26 protein-coding genes are annotated in these 21,973 nt (G+C 42.2%); 25 read left to right on the plus strand and 1 reads right to left on the minus strand.

Annotated features, from left to right (window positions below; translation table 11 throughout):
* Positions 1-37: 37 nt before the first annotated feature.
* The 13 genes from NST16_RS06475 to fni all read left to right on the plus strand — a co-directional run bounded on the left by NST16_RS06475 (position 38) and on the right by fni (position 11,990).
* Positions 38-481: a YpbF family protein gene (locus NST16_RS06475; RefSeq protein ID WP_340884963.1), complete on the plus strand. Its 444-nt coding sequence runs from the start codon at positions 38-40 to the stop codon at positions 479-481.
* A gap of 85 nt (positions 482-566) precedes the next feature.
* Positions 567-1,346 (plus strand): metallophosphoesterase, encoded by a 780-nt coding sequence (locus NST16_RS06480; RefSeq protein WP_229147041.1) that lies wholly within the window; start codon positions 567-569, stop codon positions 1,344-1,346.
* Between the two features lie 151 nt (positions 1,347-1,497).
* A complete protein-coding gene (locus NST16_RS06485) occupies positions 1,498-2,082 on the plus strand; it encodes a genetic competence negative regulator (RefSeq protein ID WP_010334765.1) in 585 nt (194 codons plus the stop codon).
* A 156-nt stretch (positions 2,083-2,238) separates the two neighbouring features.
* Positions 2,239-3,513, plus strand: a complete 1,275-nt coding sequence (gene gudB, locus NST16_RS06490; RefSeq protein WP_010334764.1) for an NAD-specific glutamate dehydrogenase — start codon at positions 2,239-2,241, stop codon at positions 3,511-3,513.
* A gap of 109 nt (positions 3,514-3,622) precedes the next feature.
* The gene (locus tag NST16_RS06495) at positions 3,623-4,597 is read left to right on the plus strand and encodes a YpdA family putative bacillithiol disulfide reductase (RefSeq protein WP_340888298.1); all 975 of its coding nucleotides are present in this window, start codon (positions 3,623-3,625) and stop codon (positions 4,595-4,597) included.
* Between the two features lie 120 nt (positions 4,598-4,717).
* A complete protein-coding gene (gene prsW, locus NST16_RS06500) occupies positions 4,718-5,374 on the plus strand; it encodes a glutamic-type intramembrane protease PrsW (protein WP_339176986.1) in 657 nt (218 codons plus the stop codon).
* A 143-nt stretch (positions 5,375-5,517) separates the two neighbouring features.
* Complete coding sequence (sleB, locus tag NST16_RS06505; RefSeq protein ID WP_268449440.1) at positions 5,518-6,429, plus strand: spore cortex-lytic enzyme; 912 nt, start codon at positions 5,518-5,520, stop codon at positions 6,427-6,429.
* A gap of 36 nt (positions 6,430-6,465) precedes the next feature.
* Positions 6,466-7,818 (plus strand): germination protein YpeB, encoded by a 1,353-nt coding sequence (gene ypeB / locus NST16_RS06510; RefSeq protein ID WP_029441349.1) that lies wholly within the window; start codon positions 6,466-6,468, stop codon positions 7,816-7,818.
* A gap of 93 nt (positions 7,819-7,911) precedes the next feature.
* Entirely contained in the window at positions 7,912-8,568 is a 657-nt protein-coding gene (locus NST16_RS06515; protein WP_229147046.1) for a flagellar brake protein, read from the plus strand.
* Positions 8,569-8,614: 46 nt separating this feature from the next.
* The gene (locus NST16_RS06520; RefSeq protein WP_010334758.1) at positions 8,615-8,791 is read left to right on the plus strand and encodes a YpfB family protein; all 177 of its coding nucleotides are present in this window, start codon (positions 8,615-8,617) and stop codon (positions 8,789-8,791) included.
* A 78-nt stretch (positions 8,792-8,869) separates the two neighbouring features.
* Positions 8,870-9,544, plus strand: a complete 675-nt coding sequence (gene cmk / locus NST16_RS06525; RefSeq protein ID WP_340884977.1) for a (d)CMP kinase — start codon at positions 8,870-8,872, stop codon at positions 9,542-9,544.
* Between the two features lie 235 nt (positions 9,545-9,779).
* Entirely contained in the window at positions 9,780-10,928 is a 1,149-nt protein-coding gene (rpsA, locus tag NST16_RS06530; RefSeq protein WP_010334756.1) for a 30S ribosomal protein S1, read from the plus strand.
* Positions 10,929-10,940: 12 nt separating this feature from the next.
* Positions 10,941-11,990 carry a type 2 isopentenyl-diphosphate Delta-isomerase gene (fni, locus tag NST16_RS06535; protein WP_340884980.1) on the plus strand — a complete coding sequence of 350 codons (1,050 nt, stop codon included), beginning with the start codon at positions 10,941-10,943 and terminating at the stop codon, positions 11,988-11,990.
* Positions 11,991-12,039: 49 nt separating this feature from the next.
* Here the strand turns inward: fni and NST16_RS06540 are convergent, their stop codons facing one another.
* Positions 12,040-12,171 carry a YpzI family protein gene (locus NST16_RS06540; RefSeq protein ID WP_010334754.1) on the minus strand — a complete coding sequence of 44 codons (132 nt, stop codon included), beginning with the start codon at positions 12,169-12,171 and terminating at the stop codon, positions 12,040-12,042.
* A 77-nt stretch (positions 12,172-12,248) separates the two neighbouring features.
* Between NST16_RS06540 and NST16_RS06545 the strand changes: the two genes are divergently transcribed.
* The 12 genes from NST16_RS06545 (at position 12,249) to hepS (ending at position 21,972) form a co-directional block, all read left to right on the plus strand.
* Positions 12,249-12,851 (plus strand): YphA family membrane protein, encoded by a 603-nt coding sequence (locus NST16_RS06545; protein ID WP_229147050.1) that lies wholly within the window; start codon positions 12,249-12,251, stop codon positions 12,849-12,851.
* Positions 12,848-13,741, plus strand: a complete 894-nt coding sequence (locus NST16_RS06550; RefSeq protein WP_010334752.1) for a YIEGIA family protein — start codon at positions 12,848-12,850, stop codon at positions 13,739-13,741. The genes NST16_RS06545 and NST16_RS06550 overlap by 4 nt, the downstream gene beginning before the upstream one ends.
* Positions 13,738-13,932 carry a capping complex subunit for YIEGIA gene (locus tag NST16_RS06555; protein ID WP_010334751.1) on the plus strand — a complete coding sequence of 65 codons (195 nt, stop codon included), beginning with the start codon at positions 13,738-13,740 and terminating at the stop codon, positions 13,930-13,932. The genes NST16_RS06550 and NST16_RS06555 overlap by 4 nt, the downstream gene beginning before the upstream one ends.
* Positions 13,933-14,085: 153 nt before the next feature.
* A complete protein-coding gene (gene der / locus NST16_RS06560) occupies positions 14,086-15,396 on the plus strand; it encodes a ribosome biogenesis GTPase Der (RefSeq protein WP_010334750.1) in 1,311 nt (436 codons plus the stop codon).
* Positions 15,397-15,412: 16 nt separating this feature from the next.
* Positions 15,413-16,450 (plus strand): NAD(P)H-dependent glycerol-3-phosphate dehydrogenase, encoded by a 1,038-nt coding sequence (locus tag NST16_RS06565; protein ID WP_326202857.1) that lies wholly within the window; start codon positions 15,413-15,415, stop codon positions 16,448-16,450.
* Between the two features lie 336 nt (positions 16,451-16,786).
* Entirely contained in the window at positions 16,787-16,990 is a 204-nt protein-coding gene (locus NST16_RS06570) for a DUF2768 domain-containing protein (RefSeq protein ID WP_024121873.1), read from the plus strand.
* Between the two features lie 21 nt (positions 16,991-17,011).
* Positions 17,012-17,746 carry a hypothetical protein gene (locus NST16_RS06575; protein WP_168748136.1) on the plus strand — a complete coding sequence of 245 codons (735 nt, stop codon included), beginning with the start codon at positions 17,012-17,014 and terminating at the stop codon, positions 17,744-17,746.
* A 182-nt stretch (positions 17,747-17,928) separates the two neighbouring features.
* Entirely contained in the window at positions 17,929-19,407 is a 1,479-nt protein-coding gene (gene spoIVA, locus NST16_RS06580) for a stage IV sporulation protein A (protein ID WP_010334746.1), read from the plus strand.
* Positions 19,408-19,777: 370 nt separating this feature from the next.
* Complete coding sequence (hbs, locus tag NST16_RS06585; RefSeq protein ID WP_003153447.1) at positions 19,778-20,056, plus strand: non-specific DNA-binding protein Hbs; 279 nt, start codon at positions 19,778-19,780, stop codon at positions 20,054-20,056.
* A gap of 174 nt (positions 20,057-20,230) precedes the next feature.
* On the plus strand, positions 20,231-20,803 hold the full coding sequence (gene folE / locus NST16_RS06590) for a GTP cyclohydrolase I FolE (protein WP_010334745.1): 573 nt from the start codon (positions 20,231-20,233) through the stop codon (positions 20,801-20,803).
* A 21-nt stretch (positions 20,804-20,824) separates the two neighbouring features.
* A complete protein-coding gene (gene mtrB / locus NST16_RS06595; protein ID WP_024121871.1) occupies positions 20,825-21,052 on the plus strand; it encodes a trp RNA-binding attenuation protein MtrB in 228 nt (75 codons plus the stop codon).
* A gap of 164 nt (positions 21,053-21,216) precedes the next feature.
* Complete coding sequence (gene hepS / locus NST16_RS06600) at positions 21,217-21,972, plus strand: heptaprenyl diphosphate synthase component 1 (RefSeq protein ID WP_010334743.1); 756 nt, start codon at positions 21,217-21,219, stop codon at positions 21,970-21,972.
* Position 21,973 lies beyond the last annotated feature (1 nt).

Consider the following 21,973-nt stretch of genomic DNA (forward strand, 5'->3'; position numbering starts at 1 on the left):
ATATTGTAGCAATGAAAAGGGACAAGGTGTGAAGCGTATGGAATCCTTATGGAACCAGCTGGACCGATTTACGGACGCGCCGACCAAACAGATGCTACAGGCGTTGGTGAAACGAAAACAAAAATACGAAAACTATGCTGCGCAATGCCGCAGGTGGCGGTGGACCTCACTCATTTGCCTAGGCTTATTATGTCTTTTAATGATGATCAAAAGCCCGGCGCCTCAGCTCATTCTTCAAGAAATGCTAAGCCATACCTTTTATTTATTTTGGATGATGGCAACTGCTTTTGCATACTGCACTTCATATTATTTTAAGAAAAAAGAAGAAAAAGCCGAGGGAGATTTCCATAAACTGAGATGTGAAATTATTCAGAAAAGCACTGATCTCTGGCCGCAGCCTGATAAATGGAAGGTGCGAGAATCTGTTTTTCAATTGATGAAGCACCAATATGATATTAATCTATATTTTGAAAGTAAATAAAATGGGGCGTTTTCTCAAACGATAGAAACGTCTTTTTTTTATTGTCCGTCTTATTGATAAGTTCTAAAAGAATGGAGAGTTTTTTATGAAGCGATCAATGAAAATTGCGGGTGCATTAGCGATTGCGGCAGCGGCAATGACGGCAAAAATGTATTCAGTGGCAAAAGGCAATCATCTAAAAAACCATACATTTACGTTATCAAAAATGAAGGGGAAGCCGCCTCTAACGATTTTTTTTATATCTGACATTCACAAACGTATTGTTGATCACGGTCTTTTAGAGGAAGCGCAGGGCCATGAGCCGGATCTGGTGATAATCGGCGGTGATTTAGCTGAAGGTGGAGTGTCCTGCTCAAGAATTGAGGAAAACGTCAGAAGGCTTGCGGGTTTGGGTGTCCCTGTCATGTTTGTATGGGGAAACAATGATTATGAGGTCAGTCAGCGTGAACTGTATACTATTTTTAAGGCGTATCGTATTATTACACTTCGAAATGAATCGGTTCCTTTTACCTATAACGGACATACCATCACCATAGCCGGAGTGGATGACATCAGGATGGAGATGGATGATTATGAAGAAGCAATTAAAGAAATTGACGGGAACCAGTTGAACGTTCTGGTTTGTCATAACCCTGAGATTCATCAGCAAATCAATGAAAATGATGGTATTGATGTGATATTCAGCGGACATACCCATGGCGGGCAGATTCGATTTGGAAAATTCGGCCCTTATGAGCTTGGTACAACCGGTTTTGTTAAAAATGCTGCATACCTCATCAGCAACGGGTACGGCACAACAAAAGTGCCCCTTCGTTTAGGGGCGGAGCCTGAGGCACACATCGTGACACTTGCAGCACCTGAATGACTTCTCTAAAGAGTGTGTCTATAAAAAACTGCATTGTGCTTGTCTTACTAGTGAACTCAGTGTAAACTGATAACAATTAAGAACCTATGACTCATCATCTCATATAATGTGTTATATGATTTGTGTGCAAGTAGAGGCAGGAGGGAACGTTATGCGGCTTGAGCGTCTGAATTACAATAAGATTAAAATCTTTTTGACCCTCGATGATTTGACTGATCGTGGATTAACAAAAGAAGACCTCTGGAAGGACTCATTTAAAGTCCACCAGTTATTTAAAGATATGATGAATGAAGCAAATACAGAGCTCGGCTTTGAAGCGAATGGACCGATTGCAGTGGAAGTGTATTCTCTCCAAGCACAAGGGATGGTTGTGATCGTAACAAAGAACCAAGAAGCGGATTCAGAAGAAGATGAGTATGATGATGATTACATCGAAATGCAAGTCAAGCTTGACGAAAGCGCGGACATCATATATCAATTCCATTCCTTTGAAGATATCATTCAGCTTTCTGAAAGCTTACAGCGGATCGGTATCACGGGAGGGACTGTCTATCACTATGAAGGACAGTACTTTCTAAGCCTAGAAGACTTGGGATCACAGACTGCCGAGGGTGTTGTGGCGGTCCTGGCTGAATACGGCAATCCAACAACATTAACGATTTATCGCTTACAAGAGTATGGTAAGCTCATTATGGACGGAAATGCTGTAGAGACAATCCAAACTCATTTTTCATAAGAATGGAAGAAAAACTGCTGTTTTTTACAGCGGTTTTTTTTGTTAAAAAACATGGAAAAACATAACGTTTATCCTATGCATAGATCATATGAAGGTGTATACTATTCTCTGAAAGGGAGCATGTGAGAAACAGAAGATTCTAGGAGGTTAACTCAAATGGCAGCCGATCGAAACACCGGTCATACAGAAGAGGACAAACTTGATGTTTTAAAATCAACTCAAACCGTAATACATAAGGCTCTGGAAAAATTGGGATATCCTGAAGAAGTATACGAATTGTTAAAAGAGCCGATGAGATTATTAACGGTAAAAATACCAGTTCGTATGGACGACGGTTCAGTCAAGATTTTTACGGGTTATCGTGCCCAGCACAATGACTCCGTCGGTCCGACAAAAGGCGGGATACGTTTTCACCCCAACGTAACTGAAAAAGAGGTGAAGGCACTTTCCATTTGGATGAGTTTAAAATGCGGTATCATTGATCTTCCATATGGCGGTGGTAAAGGCGGAATTGTTTGTGATCCAAGGGATATGTCGTTTAGAGAGCTGGAGCGTCTAAGCAGGGGTTATGTCAGAGCTATCAGCCAAATTGTCGGTCCGACGAAAGACGTGCCGGCACCGGATGTATTTACAAACTCACAAATCATGGCTTGGATGATGGATGAGTATTCAAGAATTGATGAATTTAATTCGCCTGGGTTCATTACAGGCAAACCGCTTGTGCTTGGCGGATCTCACGGGAGAGAATCAGCGACAGCAAAAGGTGTAACCATCTGCATAAAAGAAGCGGCGAAGAAAAAAGGCATCGATATTGAAGGTGCGCGAGTCGTCGTTCAAGGATTCGGAAACGCCGGAAGCTATCTGGCGAAATTTATGCATGATGCAGGGGCAAAGGTTGTCGGCATATCCGATGCATACGGCGGACTGTATGACCCTGAAGGCCTGGATATTGATTACTTACTCGACCGCCGTGACAGTTTTGGCACAGTGACGAAGCTTTTCAACGATACCATTACGAACCAAGAGCTGCTGGAACTGGATTGTGATATTTTAGTTCCTGCCGCGATTGAAAACCAAATTACAGAAGAAAATGCCCATAATATACAGGCGAAAATCGTCGTTGAAGCAGCTAACGGGCCAACTACGCTTGAAGGAACAAAAATTCTATCAGACCGTGACATTCTGCTTGTTCCTGATGTACTGGCAAGCGCGGGAGGCGTAACGGTTTCTTATTTTGAATGGGTTCAGAATAACCAGGGCTTCTACTGGAGCGAGGAAGAAGTAGAAGAGAAATTAGAAAAAATGATGGTAAAATCATTCAACAATATATATGAAATGGCCAACAACCGAAGAATCGACATGAGACTTGCCGCTTATATGGTAGGCGTGCGTAAAATGGCGGAAGCTTCGCGCTTTAGAGGCTGGATATAAGTTGATGATTTGCATAAAAAATAAAAATCTCCTATGATAAAATAGGAGATTTTTTTATTTGGAAATAGAAAAATGTGAATTGAATGCCCAATCGCAGGAGTTGACGGAAATGATTGAAGAAAAAGCAATAATTATTGGCGGAGGTCCTTGCGGATTATCTGCGGCCATTCACCTAAAACAAATTGGCATAGATGCCCTTGTCATTGAAAAAGGCAATGTCGTTAACAGTATTTACAATTATCCGACGCATCAAACCTTTTTCAGCTCAAGTGAAAAGCTTGAAATCGGTGACGTGGCATTTATTACCGAAAACAGAAAGCCTGTCAGAATTCAGGCTTTGTCGTACTATAGGGAAGTCGTGAAGCGAAAAAAGATCCGTGTGAATGCATTTGAAATGGTGCAAAAAGTGACAAAAGCAGAAAACAATACATTTGTTATCGAAACGTCAAAAGAGACGTATTCAACGCCATACTGCATCATTGCCACAGGCTATTATGATCATCCAAACTATATGAACGTACCCGGTGAGGATTTGCCGAAAGTATTCCATTATTTTAAAGAAGGACATCCGTATTTCGATAAAGACGTCGTCGTTATCGGCGGGAAAAATTCAAGTGTAGATGCTGCGCTTGAACTCGTAAAATCAGGAGCGCGTGTCACCGTTTTATATAGGGGCAATGAATACTCTTCAAGCATTAAGCCATGGATTCTGCCAGAATTCGAATCCTTAGTAAGAAACGGTACAATCCGAATGGAATTTGGCGCTTGTGTAGAAAAAATCACTGATGATGAAGTCGTTTTCCGCTCCGGCCAGCAGGAGCTGATTACCATTAAAAACGACTTCGTATTTGCCATGACGGGATATCATCCTGACCATCAATTTTTGAAAAAAATCGGTGTGAAAATCGATGAGGAATCAGGGCGTCCGTTTTTTAATGAAGAAACAATGGAAACCAATGTAGAGGGCGTTTTTATTGCCGGGGTCATCGCTGCCGGAAACAACGCAAATGAAATATTCATTGAAAACGGAAGATTTCACGGCGGCCACATCGCAAACGAAATTGCAAAAAGAGAAGATCAGTGAAAAGAGGAGAGCATATGAAGGATTCGTATGCTCTTTTTGTTTTTTTAAAGTCAGACAGATGTAAATTCATACACAACATGGTAGGATAGACATAGGAATATAAAGGAAAGAGGTTGCCTGATGTTTGCAATCATCTCTGCAGGAATTGCTCCCGGCATCGCGCTGTTAAGTTATTTTTATTTAAAAGATCAGTATGATAATGAACCTGTACATATGGTGCTTCGCTCATTTTTTCTTGGGGTTGTTCTTGTATTTCCCACTATGTTTATCCAGTATGTACTTCAAAAAGAGAATGTGGGAGGCGGAAGCTTTTTTGTTTCTTTTTTGTCTTCTGGCTTTTTGGAGGAATCATTGAAATGGTTTATTTTAATGATCAGTGTTTATCCGCACGCCCACTTTGATGAGCATTATGACGGAATTGTATACGGTGCAAGTGTATCGCTCGGTTTTGCGACACTCGAAAATATTCTTTATTTAATCGGTCATGGTGTGGAGCATGCGTTTGTCAGAGCGCTGCTGCCCGTTTCATGCCATGCCTTAATTGGAGTGATTATGGGGTTTTACCTCGGGAAAGCGCGTTTCTCAGCTGATAAAGCACGTATGAAATGGCTTCTCCTTTCGTTGGTCCTGCCATCACTTTTACATGGGTCGTATGACTTTATCCTGACAGCCCTCAGCAACTGGGTCTACTACATGCTTCCATTTATGTTATTTTTATGGTGGTTTGGTTTACGAAAAGCAAAAAAAGCCCGTTCTGTCAATATGATGCAGATATAGAAAAGCCGCACAGCCATAGTGCGGCTTTTTGATTTGTTGAAATTTTTAAGCTGTGAGGGATAAGAAGGAAAGAGTGTATAAAAATAACCTCGTTACAGAAAATACGTTTACACTCAAAAATTTGCTGTAGGAGGCTTGAAAAGATGAAGTCCAAAGGATCGATTATGGCATGTCTCATCTTATTTTCCTTTATAATTACGACGTTTATCAATACTGAAACAATTTCAGCCTTTTCTAATCAAGTCATTCAAAGAGGGGCAACAGGGGACGATGTGATTGAGCTGCAGGCGCGTCTTCAATATAACGGATATTATAATGGGAAAATTGACGGGGTTTATGGATGGGGGACATACTGGGCAGTACGGAACTTTCAGGATCAATTCGGCTTAAAAGAGATAGACGGTCTGGTCGGAGCCCAAACCAAACAGACCTTGATATCTAAGTCTAAATATTACCGTGAATATGTCATGGAGCAGCTTCAAAAAGGCAATACATTCACGCATTACGGAAAAATACCGCTGAAATACCAAACGAAACCGTCAAAAACAGCGACTCAAAAAGCAAGGCAGCAAGCAGAGACGCGGCAGAAACAGCCTGCTGAAAAAATAACACAGCAACAGCAAGCAAATAAACAGCAAAACAACACGCCTGCAAAAACAAAAAAACAGGATGCGGTTGCAGCTAACATGCCGGGCGGTTTTTCCAATAATGATATTCGGCTGCTTTCTCAAGCGGTTTACGGGGAAGCGCGTGGCGAGCCGTACGAGGGACAGGTTGCGATTGCAGCAGTTATCTTGAACCGTTTAAACAGTCCGTTATTTCCAAATTCAGTAGCGGGTGTTATTTTTGAACCGCTTGCCTTTACAGCGGTGGCTGACGGACAAATTTATATGCAGCCGAACGAAACAGCAAAAGAAGCAGTATTAGACGCCATCAATGGCTGGGACCCGTCCGAGGAAGCGCTATATTATTTTAATCCGGATACAGCTACCAGCGCGTGGATTTGGGGACGCCCGCAGATTAAGAGAATCGGTAAACACATTTTCTGTGAGTAGCAGGACATAAGAAAGCATAAAAATGAGGTGTGATAAATGATCAGAGGTATTTTAATCGCAGTGCTCGGTATTGCAATTGTCGGTACTAGTTACTGGGGATACAAAGAGCACCAGGAAAAAGACGCTGTCCTTCTTCATGCTGAAAATAACTATCAGCGGGCGTTTCATGAGCTCACCTATCAGGTAGACCAGCTGCATGATAAAATTGGCGCAACGCTTGCCATGAACAGCAAAAAATCACTGTCCCCCGCATTGATAGATGTTTGGAGAATTACATCAGAAGCCCATAACAGTGTCAGTCAGCTGCCGCTTACATTAATGCCGTTTAACAAAACGGAAGAGCTGTTATCCAAGATCGGCGATTTCAGCTACAAAACGTCAATCAGAGATTTGGATCAAAAACCGCTTGATGAAAAAGAGTATACTTCGCTAAATAAGCTTTATCAGCAGTCAGAAGATATCCAAAATGAATTGCGCCACGTTCAGCACCTTGTCATGAGCAAGAACTTGCGCTGGATGGATGTAGAGATGGCGCTGGCCTCTGACGAAAAACAGAGTGATAACACGATCATCAACAGCTTTAAAACGGTTGAAAAAAATGTCGGGTCCTTCTCCTCCGGAACAGATCTTGGCCCTAGTTTCACCAGCACCAAAAAAGAAGAGAAAGGTTTTGCCCATCTGAAGGGGAAAGAAATTTCTGCACAGGAAGCCAAACAAATTGCCCAACGCTTTGCACCGGATGACAATTATGCAATCAAAGTGATAAAGAGCGGGAAAAAAACAAACCGTGACGTCTACAGTATCAGTATGAAAGATCCTGATCATAAAGCAGCGATATATATGGATATTACAAAAAAAGGCGGACACCCGGTTTATTTAATCCAGAACAGAGAAGTGAAAGATCAAAAAATCAGCTTGAATGATGGTTCGAATCGAGCCCTTGCTTTTCTAAAGAAAAACGGATATGAAACAAAAGATCTGGAAATCGATGAAAGCGCGCAATACGATAAAATCGGTGTATTCTCATATGTTCCAATAGAAAATAATATCAGGATGTATCCAGAAGCCATCCGTATGAAAGTTGCCTTGGATGACGGCGAGGTTGTCGGTTTTTCAGCACGCGATTTCTTAACATCCCACAGAAAAAGAGACATACCAAAGCCGGTTATTTCTGAACAAGATGCAAAAGCAAAATTAAACAAAAATGTAGAAGTGAGAGAAACAAGGCTTGCTGTGATCACAAATGAATTAGGCCAGGAAGTATTGTGCTATGAAATGCTGGGTACGATTGAAAATGATACATTCAGAATGTATATAAATGCTAATGACGGAACTGAAGAGAAGGTCGAAAAACTAAAAAATGCCGAACCTATATATAAAGACCTATAAAAACTAGGAGGAAAGGACTAAAAGTCTTTTCCTTTTTTCCATTACATGATTTAATAAAAAAGTGAATATATTGAATGCGAAAGAGTGAAGTCAATGATAGAAATTGGGGATACTGTACACTTAGAATACATAGAAGAAAATCAATTAAAAATAGCAAAGAGCAAAGCTGTGAGCATTGAAAACGGAGAGCTCCTGATCGCATATCCAGTTGATGTACACACAGGAAGAACCGTGATATTACATCACGATACTGAAGTAACGGTAGAGTTTGTCGGTAAAGACGAAGTGCCTTACCGCTTCTCAAGCCGCATGAAGGGAAAAGTGAAGGACAAGCTTCAAATGATTCGCCTTGAAGTGCCTCCCCGTGAAAAAATGAAACGAATTCAGCGCCGGCAATATGTAAGAATTGACGCGGTATTGGATGTGCTGGTCGAGCCGGCAGATGAAAAAGACAAGTTTCATACACTCTCGTACAATATCAGCGCTGGCGGTATCGCTTTGATTTTGACAGGCGGCTATTCTTTTCAGCACGGGGATACGCTGCGCCTTTTCATCAGCCTTCAGGAAGAGGAGAAAACGCATCAAGTAGAGGCTGCCGCGGTTGTCAGACGCGTTTATGATGATTCAAAAACCGGCAAACGTAAAATGACCTTGGAGTATTCGGAGATTTCAGCAGGTGACCAGCAGCTCCTTCTTCAGTATTGCATCCGCCGCCAGTTAAACAAGAGAAGGAAAGCACGGTTGGAATAAACATCGGCAAACACTTCCATACTATATTTGTAATGGAGGTGGGCCGATGAAGACCTTTGAACGGCTGCTGCTCAAATTATTGTTCATTCAGGCAGTGATTTTAGTTGGTATCCAGTTTCTTTTTCACTATCAGCATATTGAACCTTATGTCTCAAAAGTGATTCAATATGAAGGGGTTGATAAAATGGAGGTTAATGATTGGGTAGAAACCATTAAACATTAATTATTCAGGAATTTTTCACCCTTTTTCATAAAGTTCATGATACAATCCATAGAGGAGAAAAGAGCAAGGAGAGGAATTATGGAAAAGAAATTATCGATTGCGATCGACGGCCCGGCTGCTGCGGGGAAAAGCACCGTTGCCAAAATTGTGGCTGAGAAAAAATCGTACATATATATTGATACGGGAGCGATGTATCGGGCCATTACGTATGTGGCTTTACAAGAAAAAGTTGATTTGACAGATGAGGCAAAATTGGCTGAGCTGTTAAAGCAAACAGTTATTGAGCTGATCACAACCAAAGAAGGACAAAAGGTGCTTGTCAACGGCACAGATGTGACTGAGGACATCAGAAAAGACGAAGTCAGCAATCAGGTCTCAATTGCTGCCAAGCACAGAAGCGTCAGGGAAGAAATGGTGAAACGCCAGCAGCAGCTCGGCGAAAAAGGCGGCGTTGTCATGGATGGGCGTGATATCGGAACTCACGTACTCCCAAATGCCGAAGTGAAAATCTTTCTTTTGGCGTCTGTTGAAGAGAGAGCGAAACGCCGTTATGAAGAAAATGTAAAAAAAGGCTACGATGTCAACTATGAAACATTAATTGAGGAAATTGCAAGAAGAGATAAACTCGATTCAGAGCGCGAAGTTTCTCCGCTTCGAAAAGCAGATGACGCGCTTGAAATCGACACGACTTCTCTCTCCATTCAGGAAGTTGCTGAAAAAATTCTTGATGTAGTGGAGCAAAAGTCCCGCTGATACCAGCGGAGGCCACTTTTTTTGAATTTTTCAACAAAGAAAGAATGTTATTGCTTGACAAACCTGTCCTTTTATTAGAAGTTAATACTAATAAAACTTTTTATTGATCATTCAAAATCTTTTTGGATGATTCTTTAATACATATTCGGCTAAAAGCGAACATGTATGATACGTGTTCAGCTTTCAAACCGTTTTTAATTAAGCTGTGTAGGTTTGGACCAAGGAGGTTATTCAAATGACAGAGGAAATGAATCAAATTGATGTTCAAGTGCCAGAGGTTGGAGATGTAGTAAAAGGGATTGTGACAAAGGTAGAGGACAAGCATGTCGATGTTGAAATTATCAATGTCAAACAGTCCGGTATTATTCCAATCAGTGAATTATCAAGTCTTCATGTAGAGAAAGCATCGGATGTCGTAAAAGTAGACGATGAGCTTGACCTGAAAGTAACAAAAGTGGAAGACGATGCTTTGATTTTATCTAAACGTGCTGTTGATGCAGACCGCGCTTGGGAAGACCTTGAGAAAAAATTTGAAACAAAAGAAGTGTTTGAAGCTGAAGTAAAAGATGTCGTAAAAGGCGGTCTTGTCGTTGATATCGGCGTTCGAGGCTTTATTCCGGCATCACTTGTAGAAGCGCATTTTGTAGAAGATTTTACTGACTATAAAGGAAAAACACTGTCTCTGCTCGTAGTAGAGCTTGACCGTGATAAAAACCGTGTCATCCTTTCACACCGTGCGGTTGTTGAAAGTGAGCAAGCGAATAAAAAACAAGACCTTCTTCAGTCTCTAGAGGTTGGAAGTGTACTTGATGGTAAAGTGCAGCGCCTGACTGACTTTGGCGCGTTTGTTGATATCGGCGGTATTGACGGACTTGTGCACATTTCACAACTTTCCCACTCCCACGTTGAAAAGCCATCTGACGTTGTGGAAGAAGGACAGGAAGTAAAAGTGAAAGTATTATCGGTTGACCGGGATAATGAGCGTATTTCTCTATCTATTAAAGAAACGCTGCCTGGACCTTGGAGCCAAGTTGGGGAGAAAGTCAAACCGGGTGATGTGCTTGAAGGAAAGGTTCAGCGCCTCGTGAGCTTCGGTGCGTTTGTTGAAATTCTTCCTGGCGTGGAAGGTCTCGTTCATATTTCTCAAATTTCTAATAAACACATCGGCACGCCGCATGAAGTTCTTGAAGAAGGACAGACTGTAAAAGTGAAGGTTCTTGATGTGAATGAAAATGAAGAGCGCATTTCATTAAGCATGCGTGAGCTTGAAGAAACGCCGAAAGCCGATCAAGAGGATTACCGCCAATATCAGGCGAAGGAAGAAACAAGCACTGGCTTCCAGCTTGGAGATCTGATCGGAGATAAGCTTAATAAACTAAAATAATTGGTGATAAACGTGACTCGAGCAGAACGGAAAAGAGAACACATCAATCATGCCCTGTCTACCGGCCAAAAGCGGGAGACGGGCCTTGATGATATTACGTTTGTTCATGTCAGTCTGCCCGATCTTGCATTAGAACAAGTAGATATTTCCACAAAAATCGGCGAACTTTCAAGCAGTTCGCCGATTTTTATCAATGCAATGACTGGCGGCGGCGGAGAACTTACATATGAAATTAATAAGGCGCTTGCTAGAGCAGCTCGAATAGCTGGTATCCCTCTCGCTGTCGGCTCGCAAATGTCGGCGTTAAAAGACCCGTCTGAACGCTATTCGTATGAAATCGCCCGAAAGGAAAATCCGAATGGGCTGATTTTTGCCAATCTCGGAAGCGAGGCGACAGCCCGTCAGGCGAAGGAAGCTGTCGAAATGATTGGGGCGGACGCGCTGCAGATTCACCTGAATGTCATTCAGGAAATTGTCATGCCAGAAGGCGACAGAAGCTTTAGCGGAGCTCTTTCCCGTATTGGACAAATCTGCAGCGAAGTCAAAGTGCCTGTCATAATAAAAGAAGTAGGCTTCGGAATGAGCAAAGAATCAGCAAAAAAGCTGTATGAGGCAGGTGCGGCAGCTGTTGATATCGGCGGTTACGGAGGGACAAATTTCTCGAAAATAGAAAATCTCCGAAGACAGCGGCAGATCACCTTTTTCAACTCATGGGGTATTTCAACAGCAGCGAGCCTGGCGGAAATCCGCTCTGAGTTTCCTGATAAACCAATGATTGCGTCTGGCGGCCTTCAAAATGCGCTTGATGCCGCGAAGGCGATAGCTCTCGGGGCTTCCTGTATAGGAATGGCAGGGCACTTCTTAAAGGCGCTGACTGAAAAAGGCGAAGAAGGGCTGCTAGAAGAGATTCAGCTGATCCTAGAGGAATTAAAAATGATTATGACTGTGCTCGGCACCAGAACAATTTCTGATTTGCAAAAGGCTCCTCTTGTCATAAAAGGTGAGACTCATCACTGGCTGACAGAGAGAGGCATTCATACTTCCAATTACAATGTACGTTGATAGTTGGATAAGGAAAGCCCAAAACCGTGTGAGTTTTGGGCTTTTTGTATTATGATTTACGCTTTTTGAATTTACCGTTTTGTTCAAGGCTGGTGGCTCCGTCATAGTGAATCGATTGGTCTCGGTCTGATTCCACTCTGCCAGAAGCCTTGAGTTTTTTCTCCTGTCTGTCTTTTCCCATGATCATTCTCCTTTACGTGAGGCGGTTTGTTTAAAAAAAGTGTTTAGACTCCATACTGGGAGTATGGAGGAAGCGATATGGAACAATTTTATTATTATTGGTCAATGTGGTTTTTGTGGGTACTGACAACCTTTATTCTTGGAAAGACGAAAAGGCGATTTGCCGTCTCATTATTTATTTTGACTAATATCATCTTAAGCATACATCACTTTACTTTATATTTTTCACTGAATGCGGCATACGTGATGTTTTTCGTTTGCGGGTGCGTCTATGCCGGATATTTCGGGATGTATAAACGATTTCGCTATATCATGGTGCACCTGACGCTTGTGTCCGGGTATGCGTTTGTTTATCTTTTTGCATTATATGATCCAGTTTGGTTCATCATAAAACCTGAGTGGGCCGCTGTTGTATTATGTGTGCTTTTGACTGCTTCTGTTGAAAGGGATTTTCAGAAGCAGCTTGCCTTATATGTCCTTGGAATGTGCCAAGGCGAACTGGTGTATTCTTTTGTCATTCAACAATTGGCAGGGCATACGGCTGTTGGAGGTTTTCAATGGCTAAACGCATGCTCTGCAGGGATGATATTGCTGTTTGGTATATCAAAATATGAACAGCTTGCCAGTCAAATTGGCCATAGAGGCAAAAGATCAAACAAAGGAGCTACTAAAATGTCATGAGCGATTACATCTATCCGATTATTGCGGGGGTCGTAGCAGGAGTCGCCACAAGGCTGTATATGCTGAAAACAGATTACCGCCAGTATCCAACCTATATTCATGGGAAAGTCATTCATATTGCACTTGGGCTTATTGCAGCAGGGTTAGGGGCAATTATTATGCCTGCGCTATTGCAGGAGGAGTTTACGGCTATCACGTTTTTGACTCTTGCAGCCACTCAATTCAGAGATGTCAGAAATATGGAGCGGAATACGCTGACACAAATGGATTCGTACGAACTTGTTTCAAGAGGAAGCACTTATATTGAAGGAATCGCCATTGCATTTGAAAGCAGAAATTATATCGTAATCTTTACTGCTCTATTGACAACATCGGCGTACGTGTTTTTCTCAATCTGGGTTGCGGTTATAACCGCTGTTGTTTGTTTTTTGTTGGCAATGAAATTTATGTCCGGCAGTGTATTGAAAGATATTGTGGATATCGAGTACATAGAGCCTCACTTTGAAGGGCCGGGTCTTTTTGTTGATAATATTTATATGATGAACATTGGACTTCCAGAGAAACAGGAGCTGATTTTAAAGCATGGCATGGGGTTTATTTTAACGCCTAAAAATTTTAATTCAGCTGCAACCATTGCCAACCTGGGTCAGCGTCAGGCCATATTATTTGATGTTTCCAATGTGCTGGGAGTGTATCGGGACTCAGGGGAGCCGTCCCTGACGCCAATTGCGAAACGGGATCTTAATGACGGAAGAGTGGGTGTTTTTGTCCTGCCGCAAATTCATCACCCGGATACAGCTGTTCAGATTATCAGCAATGTTCCGACCTTGGAAAATGCAATCAGAATGCCTACGGAATTTATCAAAAAACAGGATAAGGTGATAGGATGAGTGAATCGCTGACGAAAGTGATTTTGTCTGTCATCACAACAAACCGGAACCGGGCTTCGGGAGGGACACCTATCTTTTTTTGTGATGACCAAAAAGAGATGGAGCTTTTCGCTAAAAACCTTGAGGCGATCCTTGACGGAATTGCCCATAGAATTGGGGAAGATGTCTATTTGATCGTGAAACATTTTTAAGAATAGTTGTGATCCCAGTAAAAACTGATATAATAAATGAGTTAAGCCCTTCCTCTGAAGGGTTTCTTTTCATAAAAGTGAATGAGATGATTTAAATAACCGGTTGAGAATTTATGTAAAAATGAAAGCGGCTGGATCGAAAGGAAGGGTACTATGGGTAAACCTGTCGTAGCCATTGTCGGGAGACCGAATGTAGGAAAATCCACAATCTTTAATCGGATTGCGGGTGAGAGAATTTCAATAGTAGAAGATACCCCTGGAGTGACAAGGGATCGGATATACAGCTCGGCTGAATGGCTGAATTATGATTTTAATTTGATTGATACGGGCGGTATTGATATCGGTGATGAGCCGTTTCTAACACAGATACGCGAGCAGGCTGAAATCGCCATGGATGAAGCGGATGTCATTATTTTTATGGTGAATGGCCGTGAAGGTGTGACAGCTGCTGATGAAGAAGTAGCGAAAATTTTGTACCGCACGAAAAAGCCTGTTGTTTTAGCGGTAAATAAACTGGATAACACAGAAATGAGAGCGAATATTTATGATTTTTATTCGTTGGGCTTTGGTGAACCTTATCCGGTTTCAGGAACACACGGGCTGGGACTCGGTGATTTATTGGATGCCGCAGCAGAGCATTTCAAAAACATCCCTGAAACAAAATACGATGATGAAGTCGTTCAATTTTGCCTAATCGGACGCCCGAATGTAGGGAAGTCTTCTCTGGTAAACGCGATTCTTGGCGAAGACCGTGTCATTGTGAGTAACGTGGCGGGAACGACTAGAGATGCCGTTGATACAACATTTACTTATAACCAGCAAGATTTTGTCATTGTAGACACTGCCGGCATGAGAAAAAAAGGTAAAGTATATGAAACGACTGAAAAGTACAGCGTGCTGCGGGCACTGAAAGCCATCGACCGCTCCGAAGTTGTTGCGGTGGTGCTTGACGGTGAGGAAGGCATTATCGAACAGGACAAGCGCATCGCGGGATACGCACATGAAGCAGGCAAGGCTGTCGTAATCGTAGTGAATAAATGGGATGCTGTTGATAAAGATGAGAGCACGATGAAAGAATTTGAACAAAATATCCGCGATCATTTTCAATTCCTTGACTATGCACCGATTCTGTTCATGTCAGCATTAACGACAAAACGGATTCATACGCTCATGCCTGCAATCATTAAAGCGAGTGAAAATCACTCACTTCGTGTCCAGACGAATGTCTTAAATGACATCATTATGGATGCTGTAGCAATGAACCCGACACCGACTCATAACGGGTCGCGCTTGAAAATTTATTATGCGACTCAAGTTGCGGTGAAGCCGCCGAGTTTTGTTGTGTTTGTAAACGATCCGGAACTGATGCATTTTTCATACGAACGATTTTTAGAAAACCGAATCAGAGACGCGTTCGGTTTTGAGGGAACACCAATCAAAATATTTGCAAGAGCTAGAAAATAAAAAGGTGTGAATCAAAATGAAAAAAGTAACAATGCTTGGAGCAGGGAGCTGGGGAACCGCGCTGGCTTTAGTTTTAACCGATAACGGTAATGAAGTGTGCGTTTGGGCTCACCGTGCAGAGTTAATACATCAAATCAATGAGCTGCATGAGAATAAAGACTATTTGCCTAATGTTAAGCTGCCTACAACTATGAAAGGGACAACTAATATGAAAGAAGCTGTTACAGACGCAGATTTCATCATAGTTGCTGTACCAACCAAAGCGATTCGGGAAGTGTTGAGACAGGCAGTGCCTTTTATGACGAAAAAAGCAGTCTTTGTTCATGTGAGTAAGGGGATAGAGCCGGATTCACTCCTGCGCATTTCTGAAATTATGGAAATTGAGCTCCCGAGTGAAGTCAGAAAGGACATTGTTGTGCTCTCCGGGCCGAGCCATGCTGAAGAAGTAGGACTCCGGCATCCGACAACCGTCACTTCCTCTTCAAAGAGCATGCAGGCTGCAGAAGAGGTGCAGGATCTATTTATAAATCACAATTTTCGGGTGTACACAAATCCTGATATTATCGGTGTAGAAATCGGAGGCGCTCTGAAAAATATTATCGCCCTTGCTGCTGGCATCACAGACGGCTTAGGATACGGCGATAATGCCAAGGCTGCTTTGATTACGCGTGGTCTTGCTGAAATTGCAAGACTCGGCACAAAAATGGGCGGGAATCCGCTAACGTTTTCCGGTTTGACAGGTGTCGGCGACCTGATTGTTACGTGCACAAGTGTTCACTCCAGAAACTGGCGTGCCGGCAATTTACTCGGAAAAGGGTACAAGCTTGAGGACGTTCTTGAAGAAATGGGAATGGTCGTTGAGGGAGTGCGCACGACAAAAGCGGCTTACCAGCTTTCAGAAAAATATCAGGTGCAAATGCCAATTACAGAAGCCCTCCATCAAGTCCTATTTAATGGACAAAAGGTAGAAACCGCTGTTGAATCCTTAATGGCGAGAGGGAAAACCCACGAGATGGAGGACTTGGTGAATACATTTGATAACCAAGTAAAATAAAAGTGGCAACGGAATAAAAGTCCGCATATTCTAATTGCACGAAAGCCCGAAACACAGAAGAATACCCAGACCTTGGGATCTCCTGAAACATTTTGCCGATTTAGGCAAGAGAGGATGCATCTGTATGCAACGTCGCATACTATAGCATCGAAGTCCAAGAGAGTGTTTCTTAAACGTAGGTGAATATAGTCAACTTGACTGAAGCAAAGTCCCCCTCTTTGCTTCAGTTTTTTTATTCTATCAAAGGATGGAAAATCTGGTTGATCTTTTCAAGCCCTGTATATTAAAATAAAATATAACGCTTACAAAACAAATGTCGGAGGGGGCGCGGTTTATTTGAGTCTGGCATTGATCAAAATGTGGTTTGCTCTTGGTTCCATGGGGCTGATGTTTCTGGCCGTAGCGTGCATCTATTTAAGCCGTTTTAAATGCCGAAACCGTTTTCTGAAGATTGCGGTTTCATCGTTTGCTTACATGTGTGTATTGATTTCAGGAATTATTGTATTTGTGGTGGTATTCAGCGGCCCTGTTAATGAATAAAGCTGTAAAAGGAAGTGCTGTATGGTTAAACTGAAGTGCGCTATGATCTTTGTAGCAGTGATTTTCTTATCAGGATGTTTATATCCACATGAGCGGAAAAGCAGTGTACAAGCCACTCCATATCAGGACCAATTAAAGCTGGTTCAATCTGCCGTTGATGAATTTCAAAAGGCAAACGGAGGACTGCTACCGATTCAAACAAAAGATATGTCAACACCGCTTTATCAAAAATATCCGATAGATTTTAACCGTTTAGCGCCGAGATATATGGCCGAACCTCCAAGCACGGCATATGAAAGCGGCGGAGACTATCAATACGTGCTTGTCGATGTAGAGGACAATCCGACTGTTAAACTGATTGATGTAAAGATGGCTGAAAAAATACGAGATATCAAATTGCGCGTTCAAATGTACCGCCAAGAACATAAATATCCGCCATATCAGGATGTATTAGCGCGGGACTTGTTTACACTTGATGGGAAAAAACTAGGGGAGGCTGACTCTCTTTCTGTCACAAGCCCAATCTCAGGAAATTCCCTGCCGCTTATGATTGACGGAGACGGAGAAATTTATGCTGACTATCGGACAGAGCTCGTTTCCTGTCTCAAAAAAAGCAAAAAAACGTTTAAACCCGGCACGGAAATACAGGACATGATATGGGAAGAGACGCCTTTCGTCCCCGCATTTTCAGTGAAATATACCGTTAATGACAAACAAGAACCTGTTTTTTTAGAAAATGATATAAAAAAGGAATGAACCTTTCTCCCTTGCATACAAATAGGGAGAAAGGTTTTCTTATACTTTAATAGATTAAGGATGAAAAATTTTCTAAAGATGTCATATTGAAATAGGACAACGTCATACACATATAGTGTCCTGTGTTTGATTGAAAAAGGTTAATAAAATTGATAAGGATAGGAAGTCCGGGAGGGGATCACTTGGAAAAGGTCGATATTTTCAAGGATATCGCTGAACGAACAGGAGGCGATATATACTTAGGAGTCGTTGGTGCTGTCCGTACAGGGAAATCCACGTTTATTAAGAAATTTATGGAGCTTGTGGTGCTCCCGAATATCAGCAATGAAGCAGACCGGGCACGTGCGCAGGATGAACTGCCGCAAAGCGCAGCCGGAAAAACGATTATGACTACAGAGCCTAAATTTGTTCCGAATCAGGCGATGTCTGTTCATGTATCAGACGGACTCGATGTCAATATAAGATTAGTAGATTGTGTAGGCTACACAGTGCCGGGTGCAAAAGGATACGAGGATGAAAACGGTCCGCGGATGATTAATACGCCTTGGTACGAAGAACCAATCCCGTTCCATGAGGCTGCTGAAATCGGAACGCGGAAGGTGATTCAAGAGCATTCGACCATCGGAGTGGTCATTACGACAGACGGCACGATTGGTGATATCGCCAGAAGTGACTATATAGAGGCAGAAGAAAGAGTCATTGAAGAGCTGAAAGAAGTCGGAAAACCCTTTATTATGGTCATTAACTCAGTAAAACCGTATCACCCGGAAACAGAGGCGATGCGCCAGGATTTAAGCGAGAAATACGATATCCCTGTTTTGGCAATGAGTGTAGAAAGTATGCGTGAAAACGATGTACTCAATGTTCTCAGAGAGGCTCTTTATGAGTTTCCGGTGCTTGAAGTAAATGTAAATCTCCCAAGCTGGGTCATGGTGCTGAAAGAAAACCATTGGCTTCGCGAGAGCTATCAGGAGTCAGTAAAGGAAACTGTTAAGGATATTAAACGGCTCCGTGATGTCGACAGGGTTGTCGGTCAATTCAGCGAGTTTGAGTTTATTGAAAGTGCCGGATTAGCAGGGATTGAGCTCGGCCAAGGGGTTGCAGAAATTGATTTGTATGCGCCGGACCATTTATATGATCAAATCTTAAAAGAAGTGGTAGGCGTTGAAATCAGGGGCAGAGACCACTTGCTAGAGCTGATGCAGGATTTTGCCCATGCGAAAACGGAATATGACCAGGTGTCTGACGCCTTAAAAATGGTCAAACAGACGGGATACGGCATTGCAGCGCCTGCTTTAACTGACATGAGTCTGGATGAGCCGGAAATTATACGGCAAGGCTCCAGGTTTGGCGTGAGATTGAAAGCTGTCGCACCGTCAATCCATATGATCAAAGTGGATGTCGAAAGCGAATTCGCGCCGATTATCGGAACTGAAAAACAAAGCGAGGAACTGGTACGCTACTTAATGCAGGACTTTGAGGATGATCCGCTTTCAATTTGGAACTCTGACATTTTTGGCAGATCACTCAGCTCTATTGTGAGAGAAGGGATTCAGGCAAAGCTGTCACTGATGCCTGAAAACGCACGATATAAATTAAAAGAAACATTAGAAAGAATCATAAACGAAGGATCAGGCGGCTTAATCGCCATTATCCTGTAATGCGGGAAGACCTCTTTATAGAATAGGAGGTCTTTTTTCTTTGCTCTTAATATTGGAAAAGGATCAAGGAATAGGATGAAAAAAGGAAAAAAAGGAATATTTGTTCGGTAAATCACGTTAAATCCTTGACGAGCAAGGGATTGACGCTTTAAAATGCTTGATATGGCTTTTTATATGTGTTACTCTACATACAGAAATTCTTCACTCTGATGGACAAACCTTCCTTGGAGTGCAGTTTTTCTTAAAAGCCGTTTAATTGTCTTTCTCTTGCTTGTCTGATTTTTTTCTCAGGCAGGTTTAGAATCAGACTGAACTGTGAAGAAATGATAATAAACGAACTGAGTATTCCTTTTGGGAGGAGGTGAAAGGCATGAACAAAACAGAACTTATTAATGCGGTTGCGGAAGCAAGCGAATTGTCTAAAAAAGACGCGACAAAAGCAGTTGACTCTGTTTTTGATACGATCTTAGATGCACTTAAAAACGGTGATAAAATCCAACTGATCGGTTTTGGTAACTTCGAGGTGCGTGAACGTTCTGCACGTAAAGGACGCAACCCTCAAACAGGTGAAGAAATCGAAATTCCAGCAAGCAAAGTACCTGCTTTCAAACCAGGTAAAGCGCTTAAAGACGCAGTTGCCGGAAAATAATTGTGAATATAGATCGTGTATGCATCTAGCTTACATACACTATATTTCTTCACAGAAAAGCCCCTTCTTAAGGGGCTTTTCATTTTTTAGGAGCGTGTGCATTCACTTTGCTTTTAGCGGGGCATATGTGCTAGAATCGAAATTAAATGTATTCATTGGTGGAGGACACAGAACATGAAAGAAGTTAATAAAGAACAAATCGAACAAGCTGTTCGTCAAATTTTAGAAGCGATCGGAGAGGACCCAAACAGAGAAGGGCTTCTTGATACTCCGAAACGAGTCGCAAAGATGTATGCCGAAGTATTCTCCGGCTTGAATGAAGATCCTAAAGAACATTTCCAGACTATCTTCGGGGAAGACCATGAAGAGCTTGTTCTTGTAAAAGATATCGCGTTTCATTCTATGTGTGAGCATCACCTTGTTCCTTTTTACGGAAAAGCACATGTTGCCTATATACCGCGGGGCGGAAAAGTCACAGGGCTCAGCAAATTGGCGCGTGCCGTTGAGGCAGTTGCAAAGCGCCCGCAGCTTCAGGAGCGCATCACTTCTACAATTGCAGAAAGCATCGTAGAAACGCTTGATCCGCATGGCGTAATGGTTGTTGTTGAAGCGGAACATATGTGCATGACAATGCGGGGCGTAAGAAAGCCGGGCGCCAAAACAGTCACTTCAGCTGTCAGAGGCATTTTCAAAGATGATGCTGCTGCACGTTCAGAAGTATTGGAACATATTAAACGCCAGGACTAATAAAGATAGAGGGTGCTATAAATGAACGAAAAGCATTCAAGCGATTTTGTCGTCATTAAGGCAATTGAGGATGGAGTGAATGTGATCGGCCTGACAAGGGGAACGGACACTAAGTTTCACCATTCCGAAAAACTCGACAAGGGAGAAGTGATCATTGCTCAGTTTACAGAGCATACTTCTGCCATTAAAGTCAGAGGAGAGGCGCTCATTCAAACCGCATACGGAGAAATGAAAAGCGAAAAAAAATAAGCTGGCTGTCCCCGCTGTTCAAAGCAAATGCTCTCAAACAGCGGGTGGATACAGCCAATTTGTTTTTTTTATGCTATAATGATACCTGCGTAATCTTATGACAAAATAAAACTCATACATATGATTTAGAAATAAATGTGAATTTGGGGACAAGGGTGATATTTTTGCAAGACATCTACGGAACTTTAGCCAATCTAAACACGAAAATAAAACAAAAGCTGTCTCATCCCTATTTAGCGAAGCATATTTCTGCGCCTAAGATTGATGAGGATAAGCTTCTTCTTTTTCATGCATTATTTGAGGAAGCCGACATAAAACACAATGACAGAGAAAACTATATTGTAACAGCGATGCTTGTACAAAGCGCCCTTGATACCCATGATGAAGTAACGACAGCCAGAGTCATAAAACGAGACGAAAACAAGAACCGCCAATTGACTGTTCTTGCGGGCGATTATTTCAGCGGATTGTACTATTCATTACTCTCTGAAATGAAGGATATCTATATGATTAGAACGCTCGCTACAGCAATTAAAGAAATCAATGAACATAAAATTCGTCTGTATGATCGATCGATAAAGGACGAACACCATTTTTTCGAAAGTGTCGGCATCGTTGAATCAGCTTTATTCCATCGGGTGTCTGAACATTTCAATCTCCCGCGCTGGAAGAAACTATCGAGTGATTTTTTTGTATATAAGCGGCTTATGAACGGAAATGATACATTTTTAGATGTGCTCGGCAGTGTTATACAGCTGGGGAAAACAAAAGAAGAGATGTTGGAAGAGTGTTTTAAAAAAGCAAAGAACAGCATTGAGTCACTTCTACCTCTAAGCTCACCTATTCAACATATTTTATTAAACCGCCTGAAAACAATCAGCCAAGATCAAACTTATCATCAGAAAGTGGAAGAAGGGTAAC

The organism is Bacillus sp. FSL K6-1005 (assembly GCF_038000225.1).
In the GTDB taxonomy this organism is placed as follows: domain Bacteria; phylum Bacillota; class Bacilli; order Bacillales; family Bacillaceae; genus Bacillus; species Bacillus mojavensis.

What these genes read in the sequence shown, in the direction of transcription:
- NST16_RS06475 (WP_340884963.1), top strand. Translation starts at nt 38, where the DNA reads ATGGAATCCTTATGGAACCAGCTGGACCGATTTACGGACGCGCCGACC.
- NST16_RS06480 (WP_229147041.1), top strand. Translation starts at nt 567, where the DNA reads ATGAAGCGATCAATGAAAATTGCGGGTGCATTAGCGATTGCGGCAGCG.
- NST16_RS06485 (WP_010334765.1), top strand. Translation starts at nt 1,498, where the DNA reads ATGCGGCTTGAGCGTCTGAATTACAATAAGATTAAAATCTTTTTGACC.
- gudB (WP_010334764.1), top strand. Translation starts at nt 2,239, where the DNA reads ATGGCAGCCGATCGAAACACCGGTCATACAGAAGAGGACAAACTTGAT.
- NST16_RS06495 (WP_340888298.1), top strand. Translation starts at nt 3,623, where the DNA reads ATGATTGAAGAAAAAGCAATAATTATTGGCGGAGGTCCTTGCGGATTA.
- prsW (WP_339176986.1), top strand. Translation starts at nt 4,718, where the DNA reads ATGTTTGCAATCATCTCTGCAGGAATTGCTCCCGGCATCGCGCTGTTA.
- sleB (WP_268449440.1), top strand. Translation starts at nt 5,518, where the DNA reads ATGAAGTCCAAAGGATCGATTATGGCATGTCTCATCTTATTTTCCTTT.
- ypeB (WP_029441349.1), top strand. Translation starts at nt 6,466, where the DNA reads ATGATCAGAGGTATTTTAATCGCAGTGCTCGGTATTGCAATTGTCGGT.
- NST16_RS06515 (WP_229147046.1), top strand. Translation starts at nt 7,912, where the DNA reads ATGATAGAAATTGGGGATACTGTACACTTAGAATACATAGAAGAAAAT.
- NST16_RS06520 (WP_010334758.1), top strand. Translation starts at nt 8,615, where the DNA reads ATGAAGACCTTTGAACGGCTGCTGCTCAAATTATTGTTCATTCAGGCA.
- cmk (WP_340884977.1), top strand. Translation starts at nt 8,870, where the DNA reads ATGGAAAAGAAATTATCGATTGCGATCGACGGCCCGGCTGCTGCGGGG.
- rpsA (WP_010334756.1), top strand. Translation starts at nt 9,780, where the DNA reads ATGACAGAGGAAATGAATCAAATTGATGTTCAAGTGCCAGAGGTTGGA.
- NST16_RS06540 (WP_010334754.1), bottom strand. Translation starts at nt 12,171, where the DNA reads ATGGGAAAAGACAGACAGGAGAAAAAACTCAAGGCTTCTGGCAGAGTG.
- NST16_RS06545 (WP_229147050.1), top strand. Translation starts at nt 12,249, where the DNA reads ATGGAACAATTTTATTATTATTGGTCAATGTGGTTTTTGTGGGTACTG.
- NST16_RS06550 (WP_010334752.1), top strand. Translation starts at nt 12,848, where the DNA reads ATGAGCGATTACATCTATCCGATTATTGCGGGGGTCGTAGCAGGAGTC.
- NST16_RS06555 (WP_010334751.1), top strand. Translation starts at nt 13,738, where the DNA reads ATGAGTGAATCGCTGACGAAAGTGATTTTGTCTGTCATCACAACAAAC.
- der (WP_010334750.1), top strand. Translation starts at nt 14,086, where the DNA reads ATGGGTAAACCTGTCGTAGCCATTGTCGGGAGACCGAATGTAGGAAAA.
- NST16_RS06565 (WP_326202857.1), top strand. Translation starts at nt 15,413, where the DNA reads ATGAAAAAAGTAACAATGCTTGGAGCAGGGAGCTGGGGAACCGCGCTG.
- NST16_RS06575 (WP_168748136.1), top strand. Translation starts at nt 17,012, where the DNA reads ATGGTTAAACTGAAGTGCGCTATGATCTTTGTAGCAGTGATTTTCTTA.
- hbs (WP_003153447.1), top strand. Translation starts at nt 19,778, where the DNA reads ATGAACAAAACAGAACTTATTAATGCGGTTGCGGAAGCAAGCGAATTG.
- folE (WP_010334745.1), top strand. Translation starts at nt 20,231, where the DNA reads ATGAAAGAAGTTAATAAAGAACAAATCGAACAAGCTGTTCGTCAAATT.
- mtrB (WP_024121871.1), top strand. Translation starts at nt 20,825, where the DNA reads ATGAACGAAAAGCATTCAAGCGATTTTGTCGTCATTAAGGCAATTGAG.